The sequence below is a fragment of the Novosphingobium sp. PhB55 genome (genome assembly GCF_004368805.1).
GTDB lineage: Bacteria > Pseudomonadota > Alphaproteobacteria > Sphingomonadales > Sphingomonadaceae > Novosphingobium.
The window spans coordinates 381,431-399,904 of sequence record NZ_SODQ01000006.1 but is presented as its reverse complement, the minus strand read 5'-3'; the positions used below and the strand labels follow the sequence as shown (position 1 = coordinate 399,904).

The 18,474-nt window shown below is 67.2% G+C and carries 17 protein-coding genes; 8 read left to right on the top strand and 9 right to left on the bottom strand.

The features are described from left to right. Positions 1-83: 83 nt before the first annotated feature. From EDF57_RS17135 to EDF57_RS17125, 3 genes are all read right to left on the bottom strand, one after another. Positions 84-518, bottom strand: a complete 435-nt coding sequence (locus tag EDF57_RS17135; RefSeq protein WP_134095134.1) for a group II truncated hemoglobin — start codon at positions 516-518, stop codon at positions 84-86. 66 nt (positions 519-584) lie between these two features. Continuing rightward, positions 585-1,244, bottom strand: coding sequence for a L,D-transpeptidase family protein (locus tag EDF57_RS17130; RefSeq protein WP_134095133.1), 660 nt, complete (start codon positions 1,242-1,244; stop codon positions 585-587). Between the two features lie 189 nt (positions 1,245-1,433). After that, positions 1,434-2,093, bottom strand: a complete 660-nt coding sequence (locus tag EDF57_RS17125) for a TetR/AcrR family transcriptional regulator (RefSeq protein WP_134095196.1) — start codon at positions 2,091-2,093, stop codon at positions 1,434-1,436. Between the two features lie 175 nt (positions 2,094-2,268). On the opposite strand from EDF57_RS17125, the gene EDF57_RS17120 reads away from it, so the two are divergent. The 7 genes from EDF57_RS17120 to EDF57_RS17090 all read left to right on the top strand — a co-directional run bounded on the left by EDF57_RS17120 (position 2,269) and on the right by EDF57_RS17090 (position 11,477). Beyond that, positions 2,269-4,671 carry a TonB-dependent receptor gene (locus tag EDF57_RS17120; protein WP_243841117.1) on the top strand — a complete coding sequence of 801 codons (2,403 nt, stop codon included), beginning with the start codon at positions 2,269-2,271 and terminating at the stop codon, positions 4,669-4,671. Between the two features lie 89 nt (positions 4,672-4,760). Further along, entirely contained in the window at positions 4,761-5,642 is an 882-nt protein-coding gene (locus EDF57_RS17115) for an alpha/beta hydrolase (RefSeq protein ID WP_134095132.1), read from the top strand. 129 nt (positions 5,643-5,771) lie between these two features. Next, complete coding sequence (locus tag EDF57_RS17110; protein ID WP_134095131.1) at positions 5,772-7,055, top strand: MFS transporter; 1,284 nt, start codon at positions 5,772-5,774, stop codon at positions 7,053-7,055. Positions 7,056-7,263: 208 nt separating this feature from the next. After that, complete coding sequence (locus EDF57_RS17105) at positions 7,264-8,577, top strand: NCS2 family permease (protein WP_279587446.1); 1,314 nt, start codon at positions 7,264-7,266, stop codon at positions 8,575-8,577. Between the two features lie 70 nt (positions 8,578-8,647). After that, complete coding sequence (guaD, locus tag EDF57_RS17100) at positions 8,648-9,934, top strand: guanine deaminase (RefSeq protein WP_134095129.1); 1,287 nt, start codon at positions 8,648-8,650, stop codon at positions 9,932-9,934. Next, positions 9,931-10,947 (top strand): adenosine deaminase, encoded by a 1,017-nt coding sequence (locus EDF57_RS17095; RefSeq protein ID WP_134095128.1) that lies wholly within the window; start codon positions 9,931-9,933, stop codon positions 10,945-10,947. The genes guaD and EDF57_RS17095 overlap by 4 nt, the downstream gene beginning before the upstream one ends. Continuing rightward, positions 10,944-11,477: a DUF4269 domain-containing protein gene (locus EDF57_RS17090; protein WP_134095127.1), complete on the top strand. Its 534-nt coding sequence runs from the start codon at positions 10,944-10,946 to the stop codon at positions 11,475-11,477. The genes EDF57_RS17095 and EDF57_RS17090 overlap by 4 nt, the downstream gene beginning before the upstream one ends. Positions 11,478-11,486: 9 nt before the next feature. Here the strand turns inward: EDF57_RS17090 and EDF57_RS17085 are convergent, their stop codons facing one another. The 3 genes from EDF57_RS17085 to EDF57_RS17075 form a co-directional block, all read right to left on the bottom strand. After that, complete coding sequence (locus tag EDF57_RS17085; protein WP_134095126.1) at positions 11,487-12,020, bottom strand: phosphoribosyltransferase family protein; 534 nt, start codon at positions 12,018-12,020, stop codon at positions 11,487-11,489. 114 nt (positions 12,021-12,134) lie between these two features. Next, positions 12,135-13,055: a LysR family transcriptional regulator gene (locus EDF57_RS17080; protein WP_134095125.1), complete on the bottom strand. Its 921-nt coding sequence runs from the start codon at positions 13,053-13,055 to the stop codon at positions 12,135-12,137. Positions 13,056-13,451: 396 nt separating this feature from the next. Continuing rightward, complete coding sequence (locus EDF57_RS17075) at positions 13,452-14,348, bottom strand: LysR family transcriptional regulator (RefSeq protein WP_134095124.1); 897 nt, start codon at positions 14,346-14,348, stop codon at positions 13,452-13,454. Positions 14,349-14,467: 119 nt separating this feature from the next. Here EDF57_RS17075 and EDF57_RS17070 point away from each other — a divergent pair, with 119 nt between their 5' ends. Next, positions 14,468-15,628 carry an isovaleryl-CoA dehydrogenase gene (locus tag EDF57_RS17070; RefSeq protein WP_132261728.1) on the top strand — a complete coding sequence of 387 codons (1,161 nt, stop codon included), beginning with the start codon at positions 14,468-14,470 and terminating at the stop codon, positions 15,626-15,628. A 102-nt stretch (positions 15,629-15,730) separates the two neighbouring features. Here EDF57_RS17070 and EDF57_RS17065 read toward each other — a convergent pair whose 3' ends face one another. The 3 genes from EDF57_RS17065 to EDF57_RS17055 form a co-directional block, all read right to left on the bottom strand. After that, entirely contained in the window at positions 15,731-16,177 is a 447-nt protein-coding gene (locus tag EDF57_RS17065) for a hypothetical protein (RefSeq protein WP_134095123.1), read from the bottom strand. Between the two features lie 419 nt (positions 16,178-16,596). Further along, positions 16,597-17,220, bottom strand: a complete 624-nt coding sequence (locus tag EDF57_RS17060; RefSeq protein WP_134095122.1) for a carboxymuconolactone decarboxylase family protein — start codon at positions 17,218-17,220, stop codon at positions 16,597-16,599. A gap of 32 nt (positions 17,221-17,252) precedes the next feature. Further along, the gene (locus tag EDF57_RS17055) at positions 17,253-18,395 is read right to left on the bottom strand and encodes a sulfotransferase (protein ID WP_134095121.1); all 1,143 of its coding nucleotides are present in this window, start codon (positions 18,393-18,395) and stop codon (positions 17,253-17,255) included. Positions 18,396-18,474 lie beyond the last annotated feature (79 nt).

Here is an 18,474-nt window from a genome sequence, read left to right as displayed (position 1 = left end):
CTCTCCTGCATTATCAAAATTTCAGGCCGTCATTCTAGGACCCCAGCCGCAGGAAAGGCGAAGGGGATTGGCCTGAGAGGATATTAGTTCTGGCTAATCGTGGTTTCGGCGGGGTCCTGATCCGGCCCTTCCTTGTCGGGCACGTTGCGCATCCAGTCGGCCAGGCGGGCCATGGCATCGTCGATGGCGGCGCGGGCCGCGTCGTCGGCCACGGTCTCGGCAAGGGCCCCGCGCATGCAGAGCAGCCAGGCATCGCGCGCGGCGGAGTCGATCGCCACGCGCATATGGCGCTGGCGCATGCGCGGATGGCCGCGTACCGGGGAGAACAGCGCCGGTCCGCCGAGCCATTCGGAGAGGTAGTCCTTCAGCACTTGCCCCAGCGGCGCGAGGTCCTGCGGGTGCATCGCGCGGATCGTGCGCGCTTCGGCCAGCGCGTCCATGCGGGCGTAGAAGCTGTCGACGAGAGCGTCGATGGTCGGCGCGCCGCCGATGCGGTCGTAGAGGCTGGTCTCGGTCATGGTCGCGGCGTCATTCGGGCATTGCGGCAAGGTGCGCAAGGGTCATGGGGAAACGGGCGACGGCGTTCAGGCTCCCGCCAGATCGTCGCCCAGGCCCACCTGCTTGCCGCGCGTGATATAGACCTTGTCGCCGACCTTCGTGGTGGCGAAGAGCTTGGCCGCGAAGTCCACCGGCATGCCGACGCAGCCGTGGCTGGCGTAGCCCAGTTCGACCTTGGACCCGTGGAGCGTGATGCCGTCGTTGGTCAGCCGCTGCATGTAGGGCATCGGTGCGCCGGTGTAGATGTTGGAGACGTGGTCCTTGTCCTTCTCGGTGATCGGGAAGACGCCGAGCGGGGTCGGCGTGTCCTCGGTGCCGAGCAGGACGGCGGTCGTGCCGATCTCGTAGCCGCCCCGGAATACCGAAAGCACCCGCGCGTCGAGGTCCACGGTCACGACGATCGGACCGGCGGGAACTTCCGCTTCGTCCCAGTGCCAGTCGCCATATTTGATGGCGCCCTCGATCGGCAGGATGCGCTTGATGACGAAAGGCTCGTCTTTGGGCGGTGTGGAGGGCTGGGCGGAGGGCTGCGTGGAGGTCTGGGCGGCAGGCGCAGGCGTCCTGGCCGGGTTGGCGGCGGCGATGCGTGCAACCGGGGCGACCGGCTTCGAGGACGACAGCGCGAAGACGCCGACGATCACGGCAATCGCAAGCACGCCGGAGGCGAGTAGGAGGCGGGCATTCACGGGAGGGTTTGTCCTGTCGGTTCGGCGGCTTTCACCATTTCAACATTGCGGAAACCCGCCGCGATTGCCAGTCCGCTGCGGGCGCTGTCCCGCAAGGGGACTGACGAGGGACGGAAGTTAACGTCCGGCCGAATGTCGAAGGGGCCGGGTCGGCATCGAGGGCGCCCAAACAGAATAACGGGGGAAGCGTCAGTCTTCGTCCTGACTGCGTTCGGTCTGACTGGCCTCATCCTGACCGGCCTCATCCTGTACCGCCCCGTCCCGCGCCATGATCCCTTCGCGCAGGATCGAATTGGCAAGATCCGCCAGTTCCTCCGGCGTGCCGTCGTTCGACCAGACGGCATAACGCAGCCCGAGGAACACGTTCATGCCCATGATCGCCCAGGCATGGGCCTCGCCCAGCCCCTCGCGCAGTTCGCCCTTGCGGGCGCCGTCGGTCAGGCGCTCGCGGATGCGGTGGGCGGTGGATTCGTAGTGGATGCGGAAGCTGGCTGGATCGACGAATTCGCTCTCGTCGATGATGCGGTAGATTTCCTTGTGCTCGCGGGCGAAGCGCAGGAACGCGGTGAGCGCGGCCTTTTCGGCGTCGAGCGCGGGCAGGGGCTCTTCCAGCGCCTCACGCGCGGCATGGCGTACCTTGCCGGAGAGATCGTCTACCAGCGCACGGAAGATCTCGTCCTTGGAATCGAAGTACGTGTAGAAGCTGCCCAGCGCGGTGCCGGCGCGGGTGGTGATGCCGGTGATCGAGGCTTCGTGAAAGCCGCGCTCCCCGAATTCGATGGCGGCAGCATCCAGCAGTTTCCGCAAGGTGCGCCGCCCGCGCTCCGTGCGCGGGACCTTGGCCGAAATGGCCGGCTCGGGTGCGCTGTCCCGGTGGGCCGAGGGCGATGGCTTGGCGCTATCTGTGGTCACGAAAGCACAGTTAGACCCTCATCGAGCCCGTGGCAAATCTTCAATGTTGAAAGACGGTTCATGTTTCAATATGGAGGGCGGACAAGATAAAGGTTCATTGGGAGTTTCAGCGATGCACAAGGCGCGTAACGGCGGCATGGGTTCGAGCTATCTGGCGCTTGCGGCCGCGATCGGGGCGGCTGCATTCGGCCTGGCCGAACCGGCCCTTGCCCAGGACGCCAGCCCCGACCGGGCCGCTGGCCAGCCTGCCGCTCCAGCCGCCGCACAGGACCTTGGCACCGGAGAGATCGTCGTCACCGCCCGCCGCCGCGAGGAACGCCTGGTGGACGTGCCGATCGCCGTGACCAGCTTCAGCGGAGACCAACTGGCCAAGTCCGGCGCGCTCGACATCACCGACATCGCGCAGACCACCCCGAACGTGACGCTGGAAGTCTCGCGCGGGACCAACTCCACCCTGTCCGCCTTCATTCGCGGCATCGGCCAGCAGGATCCGGTGTCCGGCTTCGAGCAGGGCGTGGGCATCTATCTCGACGACGTCTACCTCAACCGCCCGCAGGCCGCTGTGCTAGACATCTACGACGTCGAGCGCATCGAAGTGCTGCGCGGCCCGCAGGGCACGCTTTACGGGCGCAACACCATCGGCGGCGCGGTGAAGTACGTCACGCGCGAACTGCCCGACCATTTCTCGCTCAAGCTGCGCGGCACTTACGGCACTTACGACCAGGCCGACGGCGTGCTGACCGTTTCCACCCCGATCACGGACCTCGTCCGCGTCGGCGGATCGGTGGCACGCCTTTCGCGCGGTGGCTTCGGCAAGAACCTGACCACGGGCGAGGAGAACTACAACAAGGACATCTGGGCCGGACGCGGCACGGTCGAGATCGGCGGCAAGGGCCAGCCCGTGCTGATCCGCATCTCCGGCGATTATTCGCGCGACAAGTCCAACTCGCGCGGCGGCCATCGCCTGATCCCTGGCATGGTCTCGGGCACGCCGGTGCTGGACGACGTGTTCGACAGCCAGGGCGGGCTGGTCGATCCCAGGCAGGACGTGAAGGCTTACGGCCTGGCCATCAACGCCAGCGCCGAGCTGACGGATGCCCTGACGTTCCGCTCGATCAGCGCCTGGCGCAAGGACAAGAGCGCCTCGCCGATCGACTTCGACGCCTTGCCCGCCATCGATGTCGACGTGCCGGCCTTCTACAACAACGAGCAGGTCAGCCAGGAATTCCAGCTGCTCTACGACAACGGCAGCTGGCTGCAGGGCATGATCGGCGCCTATTACCTGGGGGCCAAGGCGGACACGGCCTTCGACGTGCGCCTGTTCACCACCGTCAACGGGCTGACCGCCTATACCCAGGCCGACGTCGACACCAGCACCTGGGCCATCTTCGGCGATTTCACGTTCGACTTCACCGACCAGCTCAGCCTCGCGGTCGGCGGCCGCTATACCTGGGACGAGCGCAAGGCGCAGATCCTGCGGCAGAACTACCTCGGCGGCGGCTCTCCGGTGTTCGGCGGGCTTGGCGTGGCTTTCGGAGCGCCCGGCACCGACTTCTCGGGCAAGGCGGTGTTCAAGAAGTTCACCCCGCGCGCCTCGCTCAGCTTCAAGCCGACACCGGACCACAACCTCTACGCCAGCTTCTCGCAGGGCTTCAAGGGCGGCGGCTTCGATCCGCGCGGCGTCGGCGTGAACGCGCCGGACACCAATGGCGACGGCATTCGCGAAGACAGCGAAGTGGCCGACTACCTCAGCTTCAAGCCGGAATCGGTGGACAGCTACGAGGTCGGCTACAAGGGCAACCTGTTCGGCGGCGGCCTCTACCTGGCGCTGGCGGCCTTCCACATGGACTACAAGGACGTGCAGATCCCCGGCTCCTCGGGCTGCACGGTCAACGGCATCCCGACTTTCTGCGGTGTCATCACCAATGCCGGCAAGGCGAAGATCGACGGCGTGGAGTTCGAGGCCAATGCCCGGCTCGCGCAGAACCTGGCGACTTCGGGAGACCGCGTGAACCTGTCCGGTTCGGTGGGCTACATCAATGCCCGCTACAAGGAATACATCACCCAGATTGCGGGCCAGGGGCCGGTCGACGTCGCGGAGTTCCGCAAGGTCCAGAACACGCCCAAGTGGACCAGCAGCGCGACCCTGGCCTACAACGCGCCGGTGGGCGAAGGCGATGTGTCGTTCAACACCACGCTGTCCTACCGCAGCAAGACCTACCAGTTCGAGATCCCGAACCCCTATATCGACCAGAAGGGCTATACGCTGCTCGACGCCAGCCTGGTCTATACCGCGCCCGGCGGCCGCTGGAGCCTGGGCGTCCACGGCAAGAACATTCTCGACAAGGAATACAAGACTTCGGGCTATACCTTCATCGGGGCCGACCCGGTGACGGGGGCGATCCTGCGCAATCCCGCGGGCGGGTTGATCCCGACCCTCGGCAGGGAGGGTACGCTGACGGCATTCTACGGCAATCCGCGCCAGGTCTTCGTTACCGGGACGCTGGAATTCTGATCACGCCGGGCGGGCCTCGTCCGGGGAAGATGAGGCCCGTCATCCTGCCATCGTTCGGCCCGGCATGGGGCGAAAGGACAAGGCCCGCCATGGAATACCGCCTCCACCGCTACCGCAGCGCCTGCGGGAGGCTCGAACTGGCCGCGCGGGACTATCCTGCGCACGAGGTCGGCGCGCCGGACCTGCTGCTGATGCATGGCCTCACCCGCAACAGCGCGGATTTCGAGCCCCTCGCCGCGCACCTCGCCGGGCGTTACCGGCTGATCGTGCCGGACCAGCGGGGCAGGGGGCTTTCCGAATGGGACCCGGATCCCGCGCAGTACCGGCCCGACGTCTACGCGCAGGACATGCTCGCGCTGCTGGACGGGCTCGGCATCGCGCGGGCCTGCCTGATCGGCACGTCGATGGGCGGGCTGATGTCCATGGTGATGAACGCCCTGCGGCCGGACCTCGCCAGCGGCTTCGTGTTCAACGACATCGGCCCCGTGCTGGACCCGGCCGGGCTGGCGCGCATCCAGGGCTATGTCGGGCCGGGCGGCACGATGGCATCGTGGAAGGCGGCGGCGGCGCGATGCCGCGCGGTCAACGGCGTGGCGTTCCCGGATTTCGGCGGCCCGGACTGGCTGGCCTTCGCCCATCGGACCTGCCGTGAAAACCCGGACGGCACCGTGTCCTTCGCCTACGATCCCGCGATCGCGAAGAGCATCGACGGTGACGATCCGCAGACGGTTCCCGCCGATCTCTGGCCCTTGTGGGACCTGCTGGAAGGGGCGCCCGTGCTGGTCGTGCGCGGGGCGCTCTCCGATCTCCTTTCCGCCCAGACCGTGCGGGACATGGCGCAGCGCCATGCGGGGCCGTTCGCGGCGGTCGAGGTGCCGCGCGTGGGCCATGCGCCGATGCTGGACGAACTGCCGGCCCTGGCTGCGATTTCCGCCTTCCTGCGCGAGCATGTCCCGTCGTCGCGGGCTTGATCCGGCGGACCCTGACGTCTTCAGGCCCCGGTCTTCCGCGCGATGGGGCAACAGGGCATCTTGCCGAAAAGCGGGCTGTCCACCGATGGTGGTCCCGGATCCCGTCCGGGATGACGAAAGAGACTGACGATGCACGATGACCTCTCCCACCGGCAATCCACCGGAACTGCCCGCAGGTCGGCCTCGCCCCGGCTGGTGCTGGCGATGCTGCTGCTGGTCTACATCTTCAACTTCGTGGACCGCCAGATCCTGGCGATCCTGGCCGCGCCGATCCAGAAGGACCTGGGCCTCGACGATGCGCAGATGGGCATGCTGGGCGGCCTCGCCTTCGCCATGCTCTATTCGACGCTGGGAGTCCCGCTGGCCTGGCTGGCCGACCGGACCAGCCGGTCCTGGGTCATTACCGGTTCCATGGTGGTCTGGAGCCTGTTCACCGCGCTGTGCGGCGCGGCCACCGGCTTCTGGCATATCTTCCTCGCCCGGCTCGGCGTCGGTGTGGGAGAGGCGGGCGGCGTGGCGCCGTCCTATGCGGTGATCGGCGATCACTTCCCCAGCGAGCGGCGGGCTTTCGCGCTTTCGGTCTATTCGCTGGGCATCCCGCTCGGCTCGGCGGCCGGCGTGCTGGCCGGAGGCTATGTCGCGGCGCGGGTGGACTGGCGCGCGGCTTTCGTGGCGGTGGGCCTTGCCGGCCTGCTGATCGCGCCGCTGTTCAAGTTCGTGGTTCGGGACCAGCCCCGCCCCGCGCCGGGCATGGCGCCGTCCGTGCGCTTCGGGGAAGTGGCGGCGCTGCTTGCCCGCAAGCGCGCCTTCTGGCTGCTGAGCTTCGGCGCGGCTTCCAGCTCGATGCTGGGCTATGGCCTGGCCTTCTGGCTGCCCAGCCTGCTCCAGCGCAGTTTCGGGCTGGACCTCGTCCAAACATCCTGGTTCATCGGCGCGGTCCTGCTGATCGGCGGGACCGTGGGGGTGCTGGCCGGCGGCCTCCTTGCGGACCGGCTCGGCCGCGCCGACCGCGCCTGGTACGGGCGGGTTCCGGCGATGGCCTATGTCGTGGCCGTGCCGCTGTTCGCGGGCGGGATCTGGACCTCCAGCGTGCCGCTCGCCTTCGTGCTGTTCCTGCTGCCGCAGGCGCTGGCCTATGTCTGGCTCGGCCCGGTGACGAGCGCGGTGCAGCACCTCGTCGAGCCGCCCGCCCGCGCGACGGCTTCGGCCCTGTTCCTGCTGATCAACAACCTCATCGGCCTGGGCGGCGGAATCTACGCACTCGGCGCGCTGTCCAAGGCGCTGGCGCCGGTCTATGGCGCGGAATCGCTGCGCTATTCCATGCTCCTGGGCCTGGGCCTCTATTTACTCGCGGCCCTGCTGATGAGCCTGGCCGGGCCCGCCCTGCGGCGCGAATGGGTGAACGAGCGCTGATCCTCCATCCCGGCGGTCTCGGCCGGGAATAGTCGGCCAGCGATCGGGCAAGACCGTCGAAGCCCGTTGCGCCGCCTCCGGCAATTGCCGATAGGACTCCACCGGCCGAAAGCCGTCGCAGCCGCGCGCGGCCGCGCGAACTGTTGGGGACGAGAACGTGACGCGCACCGAAACGCAATTCGAACCGGGCACTCCGCCGGATGGCGCGCTGGAACGCTGGTTTGCGCTGAAGGAGCGGGGAACCACCGCCCGCACCGAAGTCCTGGCGGGCATGACGACCTTCCTGACGATGGCCTATATCGTGCTGGTGAACCCTGCGATCCTGGGCGCGGCGGGCATGCCGGTGGCCTCGGTGGCGGCGGCGACCTGTTTTGCGGCGGCTTTTGCCTCCATCCTCATGGGGCTGGTGGCCAATACGCCGCTGGCGCTGGCGCCCGGCATGGGGCTCAATGCCTATTTCAGCTTCACCGTGGTGCAGCAGATGGACGTGCCCTGGCCGGTGGCGCTGGGCTGCGTGTTCCTGTCGGGCGTGGCCTTCCTGGCACTAACCGTCACGGGCGTGCGGCAGCTCATCATCGCCGCGATCCCGCACTATCTCTTCGCGGCGGTGGCCGGGGGGATCGGCCTGTTCATCGGCTTCGTGGGGCTGAAGAGCGCCGGCATCGTGGTTGCCGATCCGGCGACTTTCGTCGCGCTCGGAAACCTGAGAGAGCCCGGCGCCATGCTGGCCCTGTTCGGACTGGTGCTGATCGGCGCGCTGTCCGTGTGGAACGTGCGCGGCGCCATGCTGATCGGCATCCTCGCCACGACCGCGCTCGGCTGGCTCTGCGGCATGGTCTCTGTCCATCCCGAGCCCTATTCGCTGGACGCCCTGACCGGCACGGCCTTCAAGCTGGACCTTGCCGGCGTCTTCGGGCTTTCGGGCAGCCATGGGCTGGGCCTGTTCGAGATCCTCTTCGTCTTTCTCTTCGTCGACCTGTTCGACAATATCGGCACCCTCGTGGCCGTGACCAAGCGGGCCGGGCTGATGGATGGGCAGGGGCGGATCCCGCGGCTCAACCGTATTCTCGTGACTGACGCCGCGGCCACCATCGTCGGTTCGATGGCCGGGACAAGCACGGTGACCAGCTATGTCGAAAGCGCGGCAGGTGTGCAGGCGGGCGGGCGCACCGGACTGACCGCGGTGGTGACCGGCCTGTTGTTCCTCGCCACCCTGTTCGTGGCGCCTTATGCCCAGGTCATTCCGCTGGCGGCGACTGCACCGGCGCTGATCATCGTTGGCGGGCTCATGTTGCTGCCGCTGACCGAAGTGGAATGGGAAGACCCGCTGGCGGCGATCCCGGCCTTCCTGACCGTGGCGATGATCCCTTTCACTTTCTCCATCGCCAACGGCCTGGCGTTCGGCATCACCGCCCATGCCTTGCTCAAGCTGGTGCGCGGCACGATCCAGCGGAAGGACTGGTTCCTGCTGGTTCTGGCGCTGCTCTTCGTCGCTCGCTTCGCCTGGCTGGCGGGCGGGTGAACGGGGCGTCACGCGGTAAGCGGCGCGTCGGCGCTCGCCTTCGTGCCGTTCGCCCGCTAGGACAAGGCGGATGATCCAAGCCTTCCGCGCCGAAATCCTCTCCGTTTCCCATGACCCCCAGGACGATCCCGCCGCGATCCGTCACGAGCCCGACGGGCTGTTGGTGGTCGAGGACGGGGTGATCGCCGCGCGCGGGGCCTATGCCGAACTGGCCGGACGCTACGGGCAAGTGCCGGTGGAGACGCTGCCCGGCCTCGTCGTGCCGGGGTTCGTCGACGCCCATGTCCACTACCCCCAGACCGACCGCATCGCCGCGCATGGCGAGCAATTGCTCGACTGGCTGGAACGCCACATCTTCCCGGCCGAAAAGGCCTTTGCCGACAAGGCCCACGCCGATGTCGTGGCGGCCTTCTTCCTCGACGAACTGCTGAGGAACGGCACGACCAGCGCGCTGGTCTATCCCACGGTCCACGAACAGTCGGTCGATGCCCTGTTCGAGGCGGCGCTGGCGCGGAACATGCGGATCGTCTCCGGAAAAGTGCTGATGGACCTCGGCCCCGAAGGGCTGCGTGACACGCCCGCGTCGGGCCGGGCCGGAACCGAGGCGCTGATCCGCCGCTGGCGCGGCCGGGGGCGGCTGGGCTACGCCGTCACGCCGCGTTTCGCGCTGGCCTGCTCCGACACGCAGCTTGCCGATGCCGGTGCGCTCCTGGCCGAGCATCCCGAGGTGCTGCTTCACACCCACCTGGCCGAGAACTTGCGCGAATGCGCGGAAGTGGCGGCGCGCTTTCCCGAAGCGGCGGACTACCTCGACGCCTACGACCGCTTCGGCCTCCTCACGGACCGCGCGGTCTTCGCGCATGGGGTGCACTTGTCGGAGAGGGCCTGCCACCGGCTCCACGAAAGCGGGGCGGGGATCGCGGTCTGCCCCAGTTCGAACCTGTTCCTCGGTTCCGGCTGCTTCGATTTCGGGCAGGCAGACCGGCACGGCCTGCGTCTGGGCCTCGGCACGGACGTGGGGGCGGGCACGACGTTCTCGCTGCTCCACACCCAGGGCATCGCCTATCAGGCGGCGCAAATGAAAGGCACGGCGCTCGACCCGTTCCGCGCCCTCTGGCTGGCGACCGGGGGAAGCGCGGCGCTGCTCCACATCGGCGACCGCGTGGGACGGCTGGACGTGGGACAGGAAGCCGATTTCGTGGTGCTGGACCCCTGCGCGACCCCGCTGCTCGCGCGCCGCACCCGCGACGCCGGACTTGCAGAGCGGCTCTTCGCGTTGCAGGTGCTGGGCGACGACCGCGCCGTGGCGCGCACTTATCTGCTGGGCCGCTGCGCCTGGAACAGGGACAAGACATGACCGATCTCGACAGCTTCATCGCCGGCCTGCCCAAGGCCGAGCTTCACCTCCACATCGAAGGCAGCCTGGAGCCCGAACTCATGTTCGCCCTGGCCGAGCGCAACGGCGTGTCGATCCCCTTCGCCACGGTGGAAGAAGTGCGTGCCGCCTACGACTTCTCGAACCTGCAGGACTTCCTCGACATCTACTACGCGGGCGCCAACGTGCTGCTGACGCGGCAGGACTTTCACGACCTCGCCGCCGCCTACTTCGCCCGTGCGGCGGCGGACGGGGTGGTGCACGCCGAACTGATGTTCGACCCCCAGACCCACACAGACCGCGGCGTGCCCTTCGCCGAAGTGATCGAGGGCCTGCTCTCCGCCATGGAGGCCGCCCATGCCGAGCATGGCATGACCAGCAGCCTGATCCTCTCGTTCCTGCGCCATCTCTCCGAGGAAGCCGCCTTCGCCACTCTGGCCGAGGCGGAGCCCTGGCTCGACCGGATCGAGGCCGTGGGGCTGGATTCTTCCGAAGTCGGCCACCCGCCCGAGAAATTCGCGCGGGTCTTCGCCGCCGCGCGCGAAAAGGGCCTCAGGATCACCGCCCATGCCGGCGAGGAAGGCCCGCCCGCATATGTCCATCAGGCGCTCGACCTGCTGGGCGTCCACCGCATCGATCACGGCAACCGCGCGCTGGAAGACCCCGCGCTGATCGCGCGCCTGGTTCGCGAGGAAATGACGCTGACCGTCTGCCCGCTCTCCAACCACAAGCTCTGCGTGGTGGACGACCTGGCCGATCACCCGATCGACGCGATGCTCGCTCACGGCCTCAAGGCCACGATCAATTCCGACGATCCGGCCTACTTCGGCGGCTACGTGGCTGACAATTACCGCGCCGTCGCGGCGGCCCGCGGTCTGGGCAAGGCAGCGCTGGGAACCCTGGCGCGCAACAGCTTCACCGGCTCGTTCCTGCCGGCCGAGGCCGTCGCGGCCAATCTCGACCGGCTGGAAGCCTATCTGGAGGCGCATCGCTGAGGGGGCCGGACTGGCAGGCGGCCCTGGCGGCGAGCGGCATTCTCCTGCGGCTCGCCTGGTTCGATCCGCATGTCGCCGGGACGTTCCCGCTCGGCCTGGCGGTTCCCGGCAGCGACATCGACGTGCTCTGCCACGCTCCCGATCCCGACCTGTTCGCCGCGGCCCTGTGGGCGGAGTGCGGACGTTTCGAACATTTCGCCATGCGGCAGTGGCGCAAGGCGGACCGCCCGGTGGTGGCCACGTTCTCGGTGGAAGGGCTGCCATTCGAGATATTCGGCCAGGCGCGGCCGGTCGCCGGGCAGCACGGCTGGCGCCACTTCACGGTGGAGCAGCGGCTGCTCGGCCTAGGCGGCACGGCGTTCCGGGACGCGGTCCTGGCGGCGCGGAGGGCAGGCGCGAAGACCGAGCCCGCCTTTGCGCAAGTGCTCGGGCTGGAGGGCGATCCCTACCGCGCCATGCTGGACCTGGCGGAGATGGACGACGCCGGATTGCTGGAGGTCATGAAGCCAGGAGGAAGCCCCGTGGCATGACCCCCGGCTTCAGGCCAGGCGTTCGGGCACCGAAAGCGCTTCCTCGACGATGCTTTCGCGCGTGCCCACCGATTCCCAGGGGAACACGAACCAGCGCTTGTCGTCGGTACGGTCGATCACTTCGGCCCAGAGGTCGACGCCGACCTTGGAACTCTTGTTGTTGATCACCACCGCGAAGCGCAAGTTTCCGTGGTCGCAGCCGCCTTCGGTCAGCTGGCTGCGGATATATTCGATGGTGCCGCCGGTGTCGTTGATGTCGTCCACGAACAGCATGCGCGTGCCCTCGGCGCTCATCGCTGCGACTTTCGCCAGCAGTTCGTCGGCGAAGCCGGGAATCTTGGACGAATGGTCGATCGACAGCATCGGCAGCGACAGCTGGTGCGAGATATAGACGGCCGGAACCAATCCGCCGCGGCCGAGGCCGATGACGAATTCGGGCTTCCACTCGCCCTGCTGCACCTGCCGTGAAAGCTGGCGAACCTTGGCAAGGAAGTCTTCGTAATACTCGAGATAATGGAGCTGCGGCTCGGAAGCTTCACTCATGCGGGGCAAATCCTGAACGCGAATGTGGGGAGGAAGCTGCTCCGGTTACCGCGTTCTTGCGAAATCCGCAATCGCGCGATGCCGCCTGGGCTTCCCGCAGAGGCCGGGCGGGGCCTAAGCCGTTGAAGCAGCATGGCCAAGCGCGGCAAATCCGTGCTCGAATTCGCCGATCACCAAGTTCGCGGCATAAGACGGCGTGCGCGCCGAGGCCGTGCAGAGCGCCAGGGTCATCGGCCGCAGCAGCGAATCGGAGATGCGGGTGAATGCCAGGCTGCCCCGCTGCACTTCGGTGCGGACATCCAGCGAAGTGAGCACGCCCACCCCGGCACCCTGCGTGACCAGCGCGGTGATCATCTGGATATTGTCCGAACTCGCCTTGCGCGTCAGGGCGATCCCGGTCGCCCCTTCCAGCACGGCGATCTGCTGATAGACCGCCAGCGGCTCGGCCGGGATGATCATCGGCTCGTCCGCGCAGATCGAGAAGCGCGCCTCGGGCAGGGCGGCAAAAGGATGGCCGGGCGGCGTGACGAAGCCCAGCACTACTTCGGTGAAGGCGCGGACCGAAAGGTCGCGGTAGGACTGCGGCTCGAACAGGATGCCGCAATCCACCGATCCGTCGATCACCGCCCGCCGGACCGCGTCGTTGCCCAGCACCTTGATGCCCAGGGTGATGCCCGGATAGCGCTGCTGGATGGCGTGGAGCGTCGCAGGGACATGGCCCGTCGCCAGGGCATCGATCACCGCGATGTCGACGTGGCCCCGCTTCAGTCCGCGCAAGTCCTCTATCCGTCCGCGCAGGCTGGCCATGCCCTGCTGCCAGTGGGCGCCGGAGGCCATCATCATCTCCCCGGCCGCGGTGAGCCGCAGGCCGGTGGGCAGCCGCTCGAACAGCGGGAGGCCCAGTTCGGCTTCGACGTTCAGGATCTGCCGGTCGATGGCGGAGGCGGACACGTTCAGCTCGTCGGCGGCCTTGCGGATCGAGCCGAGGCGGCCGACCGCCATGAAGTAGCGCAGGAAACGGGAAAATGCCGGCATCGGGACTGTCTGGACCTGCTCTAATTTTTGCAACGCTGCGTCAAATTCATTGCGTTTGATCGCATCGTGTCAGCTCTTTACCTAATGGGCAACACCGAAACGTGCGAACGCGCTGGCGGCGGCTGCTCTCCCAACGAGGCCGCTGCCAGTGCGCGAACCGCATGACGGTAGGGGGCGCTTCTCCGCATTTGGGGGTAAAAAGGGACACCCGGTTCGGGAGCGCCCCCGCTCGGTGCTGTCTCGTACAGGCAGGCCCGTTACCGGGCGGCTTGTGCGGGTACAGGGTGCCAAGTCAGGGTGCACCAGTCAGGGTGCGCAAGTCAGGGTTCAGGGCAAGACAGGATATTCACGGCCGACACGGCAAGACCCGGTCGGCATGGAGACAGCCGGCGGGCGCTATGAGGGCGCCGCACCGGATTGACGGGCCAGGGAGGGAAGGCTGGCGGAGACGATCTCCAGCGTCGCCGCCAGTCGTTCCTCCGCCTCCGCCGGAAATTCCGCGCCGCGTACCAGGCCCAGTCTGCGGCTCAGGCCATAGCCTGCGATCTCCGCCGTCGCCGTTCCTGTAGGAGCCAGCGACAGGGGCGCCACCGTCACGCCAAGACCGGCCGCGACCATGCGCATGCAGCGGTCCTCGTTCTCGCTGCGCAAGGCGAAGCGCGGGCGCACCCCGGCATCGGTGAAGAAGCGGCTGGTTTGCTGAAGCACCTCGCAGGACCGCCGGGCGATCATGATGTCCCCGGCGATGTCCTGCGGCGCCACGAGCGACGCCCCGGCGAAGCGGTGCGTCTCCGGCATGACCAGGACGTAGGGCTCCTCCAGCAATGTGCGGGCGCAGGGGCCTTGTTCGTCCTCCCCCAGCAACGTCAGCGCCAGCTGGATCTTGCCGCTGCCGAGTTGCCCGCGCAAATCGCGGTCGTCCCCCTCCACCAGTTCGATCCCGAAGTTCCCGGCCAGTTCGCGGGCGAGCCGCTCCAGCAGGGGGCCGGACACGCTCGGGATCACGCCCAGCTTCAGGTCCGGCCACTGCTCCTGCATGGGCCGGCCGAACTGGTCCGCGCGGCGGAAGCCGGCTTCGAGGTCGCGAGCGATCGGCAGGAAGGCGCCCCCCGGCTCGGTCAGGCGGACATGGCGCCGGTCGCGCACGAACAGCGGCGATCCCACCAGGCGTTCCAGTTCCGCAATGCTGGTCGAGACCGTCGGCTGGGTGACGTGGAGCCGCGCCGAGGCCTGCTTGAAGCTCCCGGAATCGGCAACGGCCAGGAAATGGCGGATATGCGCGCGCTTTATCATTGGGGAAATTTATCGAACCGGGCGGGAAGTTTCAATTTGTTTGCAGGGAGCCCGGTCGCTAACTTGCGGGTTAACGAAAGGCGCCGGAGAGCGGCGCTCGAAAAGATTGGGACTAGGGCATGAAGGCAACCCCGGATTTCGACTTCGCGCTGGGCGAATCGGCGGAGATGATCCGCGAGAGCGTGGCCCGTTTCGCCGACGAACAGATCGCGCCGCTCGCGGCCAGGGTCGATGCGGAGGACTGGTTCCCGCGCGAACTCTGGCCTGCCATGGGTGAGCTTGGCCTGCACGGCATCACCGTGGAAGAGCAATGGGGCGGCACCGGGCTGGGCTATCTCGAACATGTGATCGCGGTGGAGGAAGTCAGCCGGGCCTCGGCTTCGGTCGGGCTGTCCTACGGCGCGCACTCGAACCTCTGCGTGAACCAGATCCGGCGCTGGGGGAATGAGGCCCAGAAAGCCAAGTACCTGCCCGGCCTGATTTCCGGCGAGCATGTGGGCAGCCTGGCCATGTCCGAAGCGGGGGCAGGGTCCGACGTGGTCGGGATGAAGCTGCGGGCCGACGCCGTGCCGGGCGGCTTTCGCCTGAACGGCACCAAGTTCTGGATCACCAACGGCACTTACGCGGAAGTGCTGGTCGTCTACGCCCGCACCGATGCGGAGGCAGGCTCCAGGGGGATCACTGCCTTCCTGATCGAGAAAGGCATGGCCGGCTTCTCCATCGGCCAGAAGATCGACAAGATGGGCATGCGCGGATCGCCGACGTGCGAACTGGTGTTCGATGACTGCTTCGTGCCTGAAGAGAACGTCATGGGCCCGCTGAACGGCGGCGTGAAAGTGCTGATGAGCGGGCTCGATTACGAGCGGGTGGTGCTGGCGGGTCTGCAGATCGGCATCATGCAGGCCTGCCTGGATACCGTGATCCCCTATGTGCGCGAACGCCGCCAGTTCGGCACCGCCATCGGCACGTTCCAGCTCATGCAGGCCAAAGTGGCGGACATGTACGTCGCGCTGCAGTCGGCGCGGGCCTATGTCTACGCCGTCGCGCGGGCCTGCGACGCAGGGCAGACCACCCGGTTCGACGCGGCCGGCGCGATCCTGCTCGCCAGCGAGAACGCCTTCCGCGTCTCGGGAGAAGCGGTGCAGGCACTGGGCGGGGCCGGCTACACCAAGGACTGGCCGGTCGAGCGCTATCTGCGTGATGCCAAGCTGCTCGACATCGGCGCCGGTACGAACGAGATCAGGCGCATGCTGATCGGGCGCGAATTGATCGGGGGATAAGTCCGCCGGTCCTCACCGCTCCCGCTCAATGAGGAGCGCCGGAGGGAAGTGCGCTTCCCTCCGGCACGCGCCCCGGAGCCGGGCCTCCCTCCGCGTCGCCGCTCAATGCCGCTGGTTCTTCGCTTCGACCGGTTCGCCGGGGAAAATGCCGGCAATGGCCATGGCCGCGCCGAGCTTCGAGAGCGTTTCCAGCATGTCGCCCACGCTGTCTTCCGAAACCACCAGTTCCAGCGTGGCGCGCGTCTGCTGGGGGCCGCGGTCGCGCAGCGAGGTGATGAGTTCGAGAATCACCGCCTCGTGCTCGGAGACATGGCTGCAGGCCATCGGGCAGAAGGCGAAGGTCTCCAGCGCATCGCGGTTGAACAGCAGCATGGCCCGGTGGAACGGCTGGAGCCCGCCGATCATCCGCCACTTGGCGAAAGCAGGGGCCAGTGCCTGCGCAGGGCATTGCCGGCGCGCCAGCGTCGTGACCCAGGCGCGCATGGACCAGACGAGGAAACGGCACCCCTCGTCGAGCGAATTCAGCGGGCGATCGACGTACTGATACATGCCTGGTTCTCCATGGGCTTGTATTTGAGAATGATTATCATTAGCTATGTCTACGCAGCTTGTCTTGCCCGTCAAGCCTGCACCAAGGACCTCGGGCCGGCGCTTGTCATGGGGCGCCCGCCTGCCCTTCCTGTCGACTGGGCCGGGGCGATTTCACGCACCACGCGAGAAACCGCCCCGGCCCGTTTTTTCCAGGAAAATCCCCCACTTATCCCGCCGTTATCCCGGAGTTCTGCCGCGCTTGTCCACAGGCGCCCCCGGATCCGCCGCCGGTGAACCGTGCGAAAAACCCGGCGATATTTTCCACGAGAAAAGGCCGCCGCTCGGGGAGCGACGGCCCTTCGAAACACGCGGTGATTAGCAGTGATTCGTTCTGCCGATTCGCGGACTATCGGCGTGCCGAATCCCGCGAATCGGGATCAGCGGTAATCGAAACCGCCCTTGGGCTGAATTTTCAGGGAATTCTGCTGCATCGCCGTCATCAGATAGGCGCCGACGAGCATGGGCAGTTCCAGCATCTGCTTTTCGTCCCAGGTCCGGGCCAGCGTGTCCCAGGTCTCCTCGCCCAGGCAGTAATCGGCGAGCAGTTCCTCCACCGCACGCAGCATGGCCGATTCGTGTTCGGTCCAGCCGGGCGCGGCAGAGCCTGCGATCACGCGTTCGAGGTCCTCGGCGGTGATGCCGAAGGCCTTGCCGATATCCACATGTTCGCACCATTCGAACGGCGCGCCGGCGAGCAGGGCCAGGCGCAGGATCATCAGTTCCCGCTCACGGCCGGGTATCGCGCCTCTGGCGGCCAATTCGATGCCCAGCACCATCTGCCCCTTGAACATGCCCGGATGGCGCAAGGTGATCAGGCTGACGTCGGGGAAGGGGCGACTGTCGGGGATGTGGAAGGCCGCGCGGATCGCGTCGACCTGCTCCTGTCCCTCCGGGCTCACTTCGTCGAGCCGCAGCGGCGCATAGCGCGGCCCTCCCGCAATCGTCTGCGCCTCTCGCGCGGCGGCATCGAAGTCTACGGGGCCGCTGGTTACTTCACCCATCTGTCATCACCTGTGGTTCTTCCGAAAGTTGTTCAAGCGGCTTCGCTGAACGGCGCCCAGCGCTCCATGTGCGCCAGATAGTCGCCGAAATGGCCGCGCACCGCTGCGGGATCGAGCCCGAAGCGCGCCGGATCGGGCTTGGCCATGCGGGGCTCGCTCTCGTTCGATGCCCACCATTCCGCCATTGCCCGTGCGAACTCCGGAGAGACCGGCTCTCCCAGCCAGGCATAGAGTTCGCGCACTTGCCCCAGCGGGTCGCGCAGCATGGCGCGGAAGTGGATGTCGTGAAAACGGTGGTCCTCGCCGCCATCGCGAAAGGCGATCGCCCGCCGCATCGCCTCGGACCAGGTCCGAAGGTTGAGATCGCCGAGATAGGCATGGTCGGTCCGGTCGGTGAACTTGCCGATGATGTCGGCATAGACCGTGGCCACGGACAGGATCACGTCGCTGGGATCGCGGTGAGTCATGACGAAGCGGGCATCGGGAAACGCCGCCGTCAGCGCATCGAGATAGAGCATGTGCGTGGGCGCCTTGAGCCGCCAGGGCCGCGCCGGTTGCCGCCATTGCAGCAGCTTCAGCACACGCTTGTGATAGGCGTAAGTCTCGGTCAGGTCGGCTTGGAGCAGCCAGTCCGAATAGCGGGGAACCTGGGCGAAAGCCTGGAATATCTGGCTCTTGAAATCGAGCGCCATGATGTCCTGGCATTCCATCGCGCCGTCGATCCCGCTTGGCGTGCGGCGGCCGCCTTTCAGCGTCTCGTCGGCGCTGCTGGCGGAGACGCCCCGGCGGGGATCGGGTCCTTCGACAGTCCCAGGCGGCGGACAGGGGCGGCTGCTTTCCCAGACCCTGAGGTAGCGGATCGCCGGGTCGCTCGCGAGCAGGAACGACAGCGCCGAGGAACCTGTGCGCGGCAGGCTGACGCCGAACAGCGGCGCGCGGATCTCCTCGTCCGCGATCTCGGGATGGCGGCGATACCAGTCTTCGATTTCCAGTCTCTGCTTGAGATGCAGGACAATGCGTTCCGCCAGGGCGCTTTCGCCCAGCGCATTGAGCCCGGCCTCGCGATCGAGGGAATCGACCAGGATTTCCAGGCCCTCGCGAAAGCCGTCTGCGCCGAAGTCGTCGAGCCCGGCTTCGCGCCTGGCCCTGTCGATCAGCGTCCGATGGCTTTCCATGGCATTCTCCCGCTGTCCGGTTCTGGCCGGATCTGGAAGCGCACTATGCTTGGGCAGCGGTACCTGCGCCAACCGCCGT

What these genes read in the sequence shown, in the direction of transcription:
- EDF57_RS17135 (WP_134095134.1), bottom strand. Translation starts at nt 518, where the DNA reads ATGACCGAGACCAGCCTCTACGACCGCATCGGCGGCGCGCCGACCATC.
- EDF57_RS17120 (WP_243841117.1), top strand. Translation starts at nt 2,269, where the DNA reads ATGCACAAGGCGCGTAACGGCGGCATGGGTTCGAGCTATCTGGCGCTT.
- EDF57_RS17115 (WP_134095132.1), top strand. Translation starts at nt 4,761, where the DNA reads ATGGAATACCGCCTCCACCGCTACCGCAGCGCCTGCGGGAGGCTCGAA.
- EDF57_RS17110 (WP_134095131.1), top strand. Translation starts at nt 5,772, where the DNA reads ATGCACGATGACCTCTCCCACCGGCAATCCACCGGAACTGCCCGCAGG.
- guaD (WP_134095129.1), top strand. Translation starts at nt 8,648, where the DNA reads ATGATCCAAGCCTTCCGCGCCGAAATCCTCTCCGTTTCCCATGACCCC.
- EDF57_RS17095 (WP_134095128.1), top strand. Translation starts at nt 9,931, where the DNA reads ATGACCGATCTCGACAGCTTCATCGCCGGCCTGCCCAAGGCCGAGCTT.
- EDF57_RS17085 (WP_134095126.1), bottom strand. Translation starts at nt 12,020, where the DNA reads ATGAGTGAAGCTTCCGAGCCGCAGCTCCATTATCTCGAGTATTACGAA.
- EDF57_RS17080 (WP_134095125.1), bottom strand. Translation starts at nt 13,055, where the DNA reads ATGCCGGCATTTTCCCGTTTCCTGCGCTACTTCATGGCGGTCGGCCGC.
- EDF57_RS17075 (WP_134095124.1), bottom strand. Translation starts at nt 14,348, where the DNA reads ATGATAAAGCGCGCGCATATCCGCCATTTCCTGGCCGTTGCCGATTCC.
- EDF57_RS17070 (WP_132261728.1), top strand. Translation starts at nt 14,468, where the DNA reads ATGAAGGCAACCCCGGATTTCGACTTCGCGCTGGGCGAATCGGCGGAG.
- EDF57_RS17065 (WP_134095123.1), bottom strand. Translation starts at nt 16,177, where the DNA reads ATGTATCAGTACGTCGATCGCCCGCTGAATTCGCTCGACGAGGGGTGC.
- EDF57_RS17060 (WP_134095122.1), bottom strand. Translation starts at nt 17,220, where the DNA reads ATGGGTGAAGTAACCAGCGGCCCCGTAGACTTCGATGCCGCCGCGCGA.
- EDF57_RS17055 (WP_134095121.1), bottom strand. Translation starts at nt 18,395, where the DNA reads ATGGAAAGCCATCGGACGCTGATCGACAGGGCCAGGCGCGAAGCCGGG.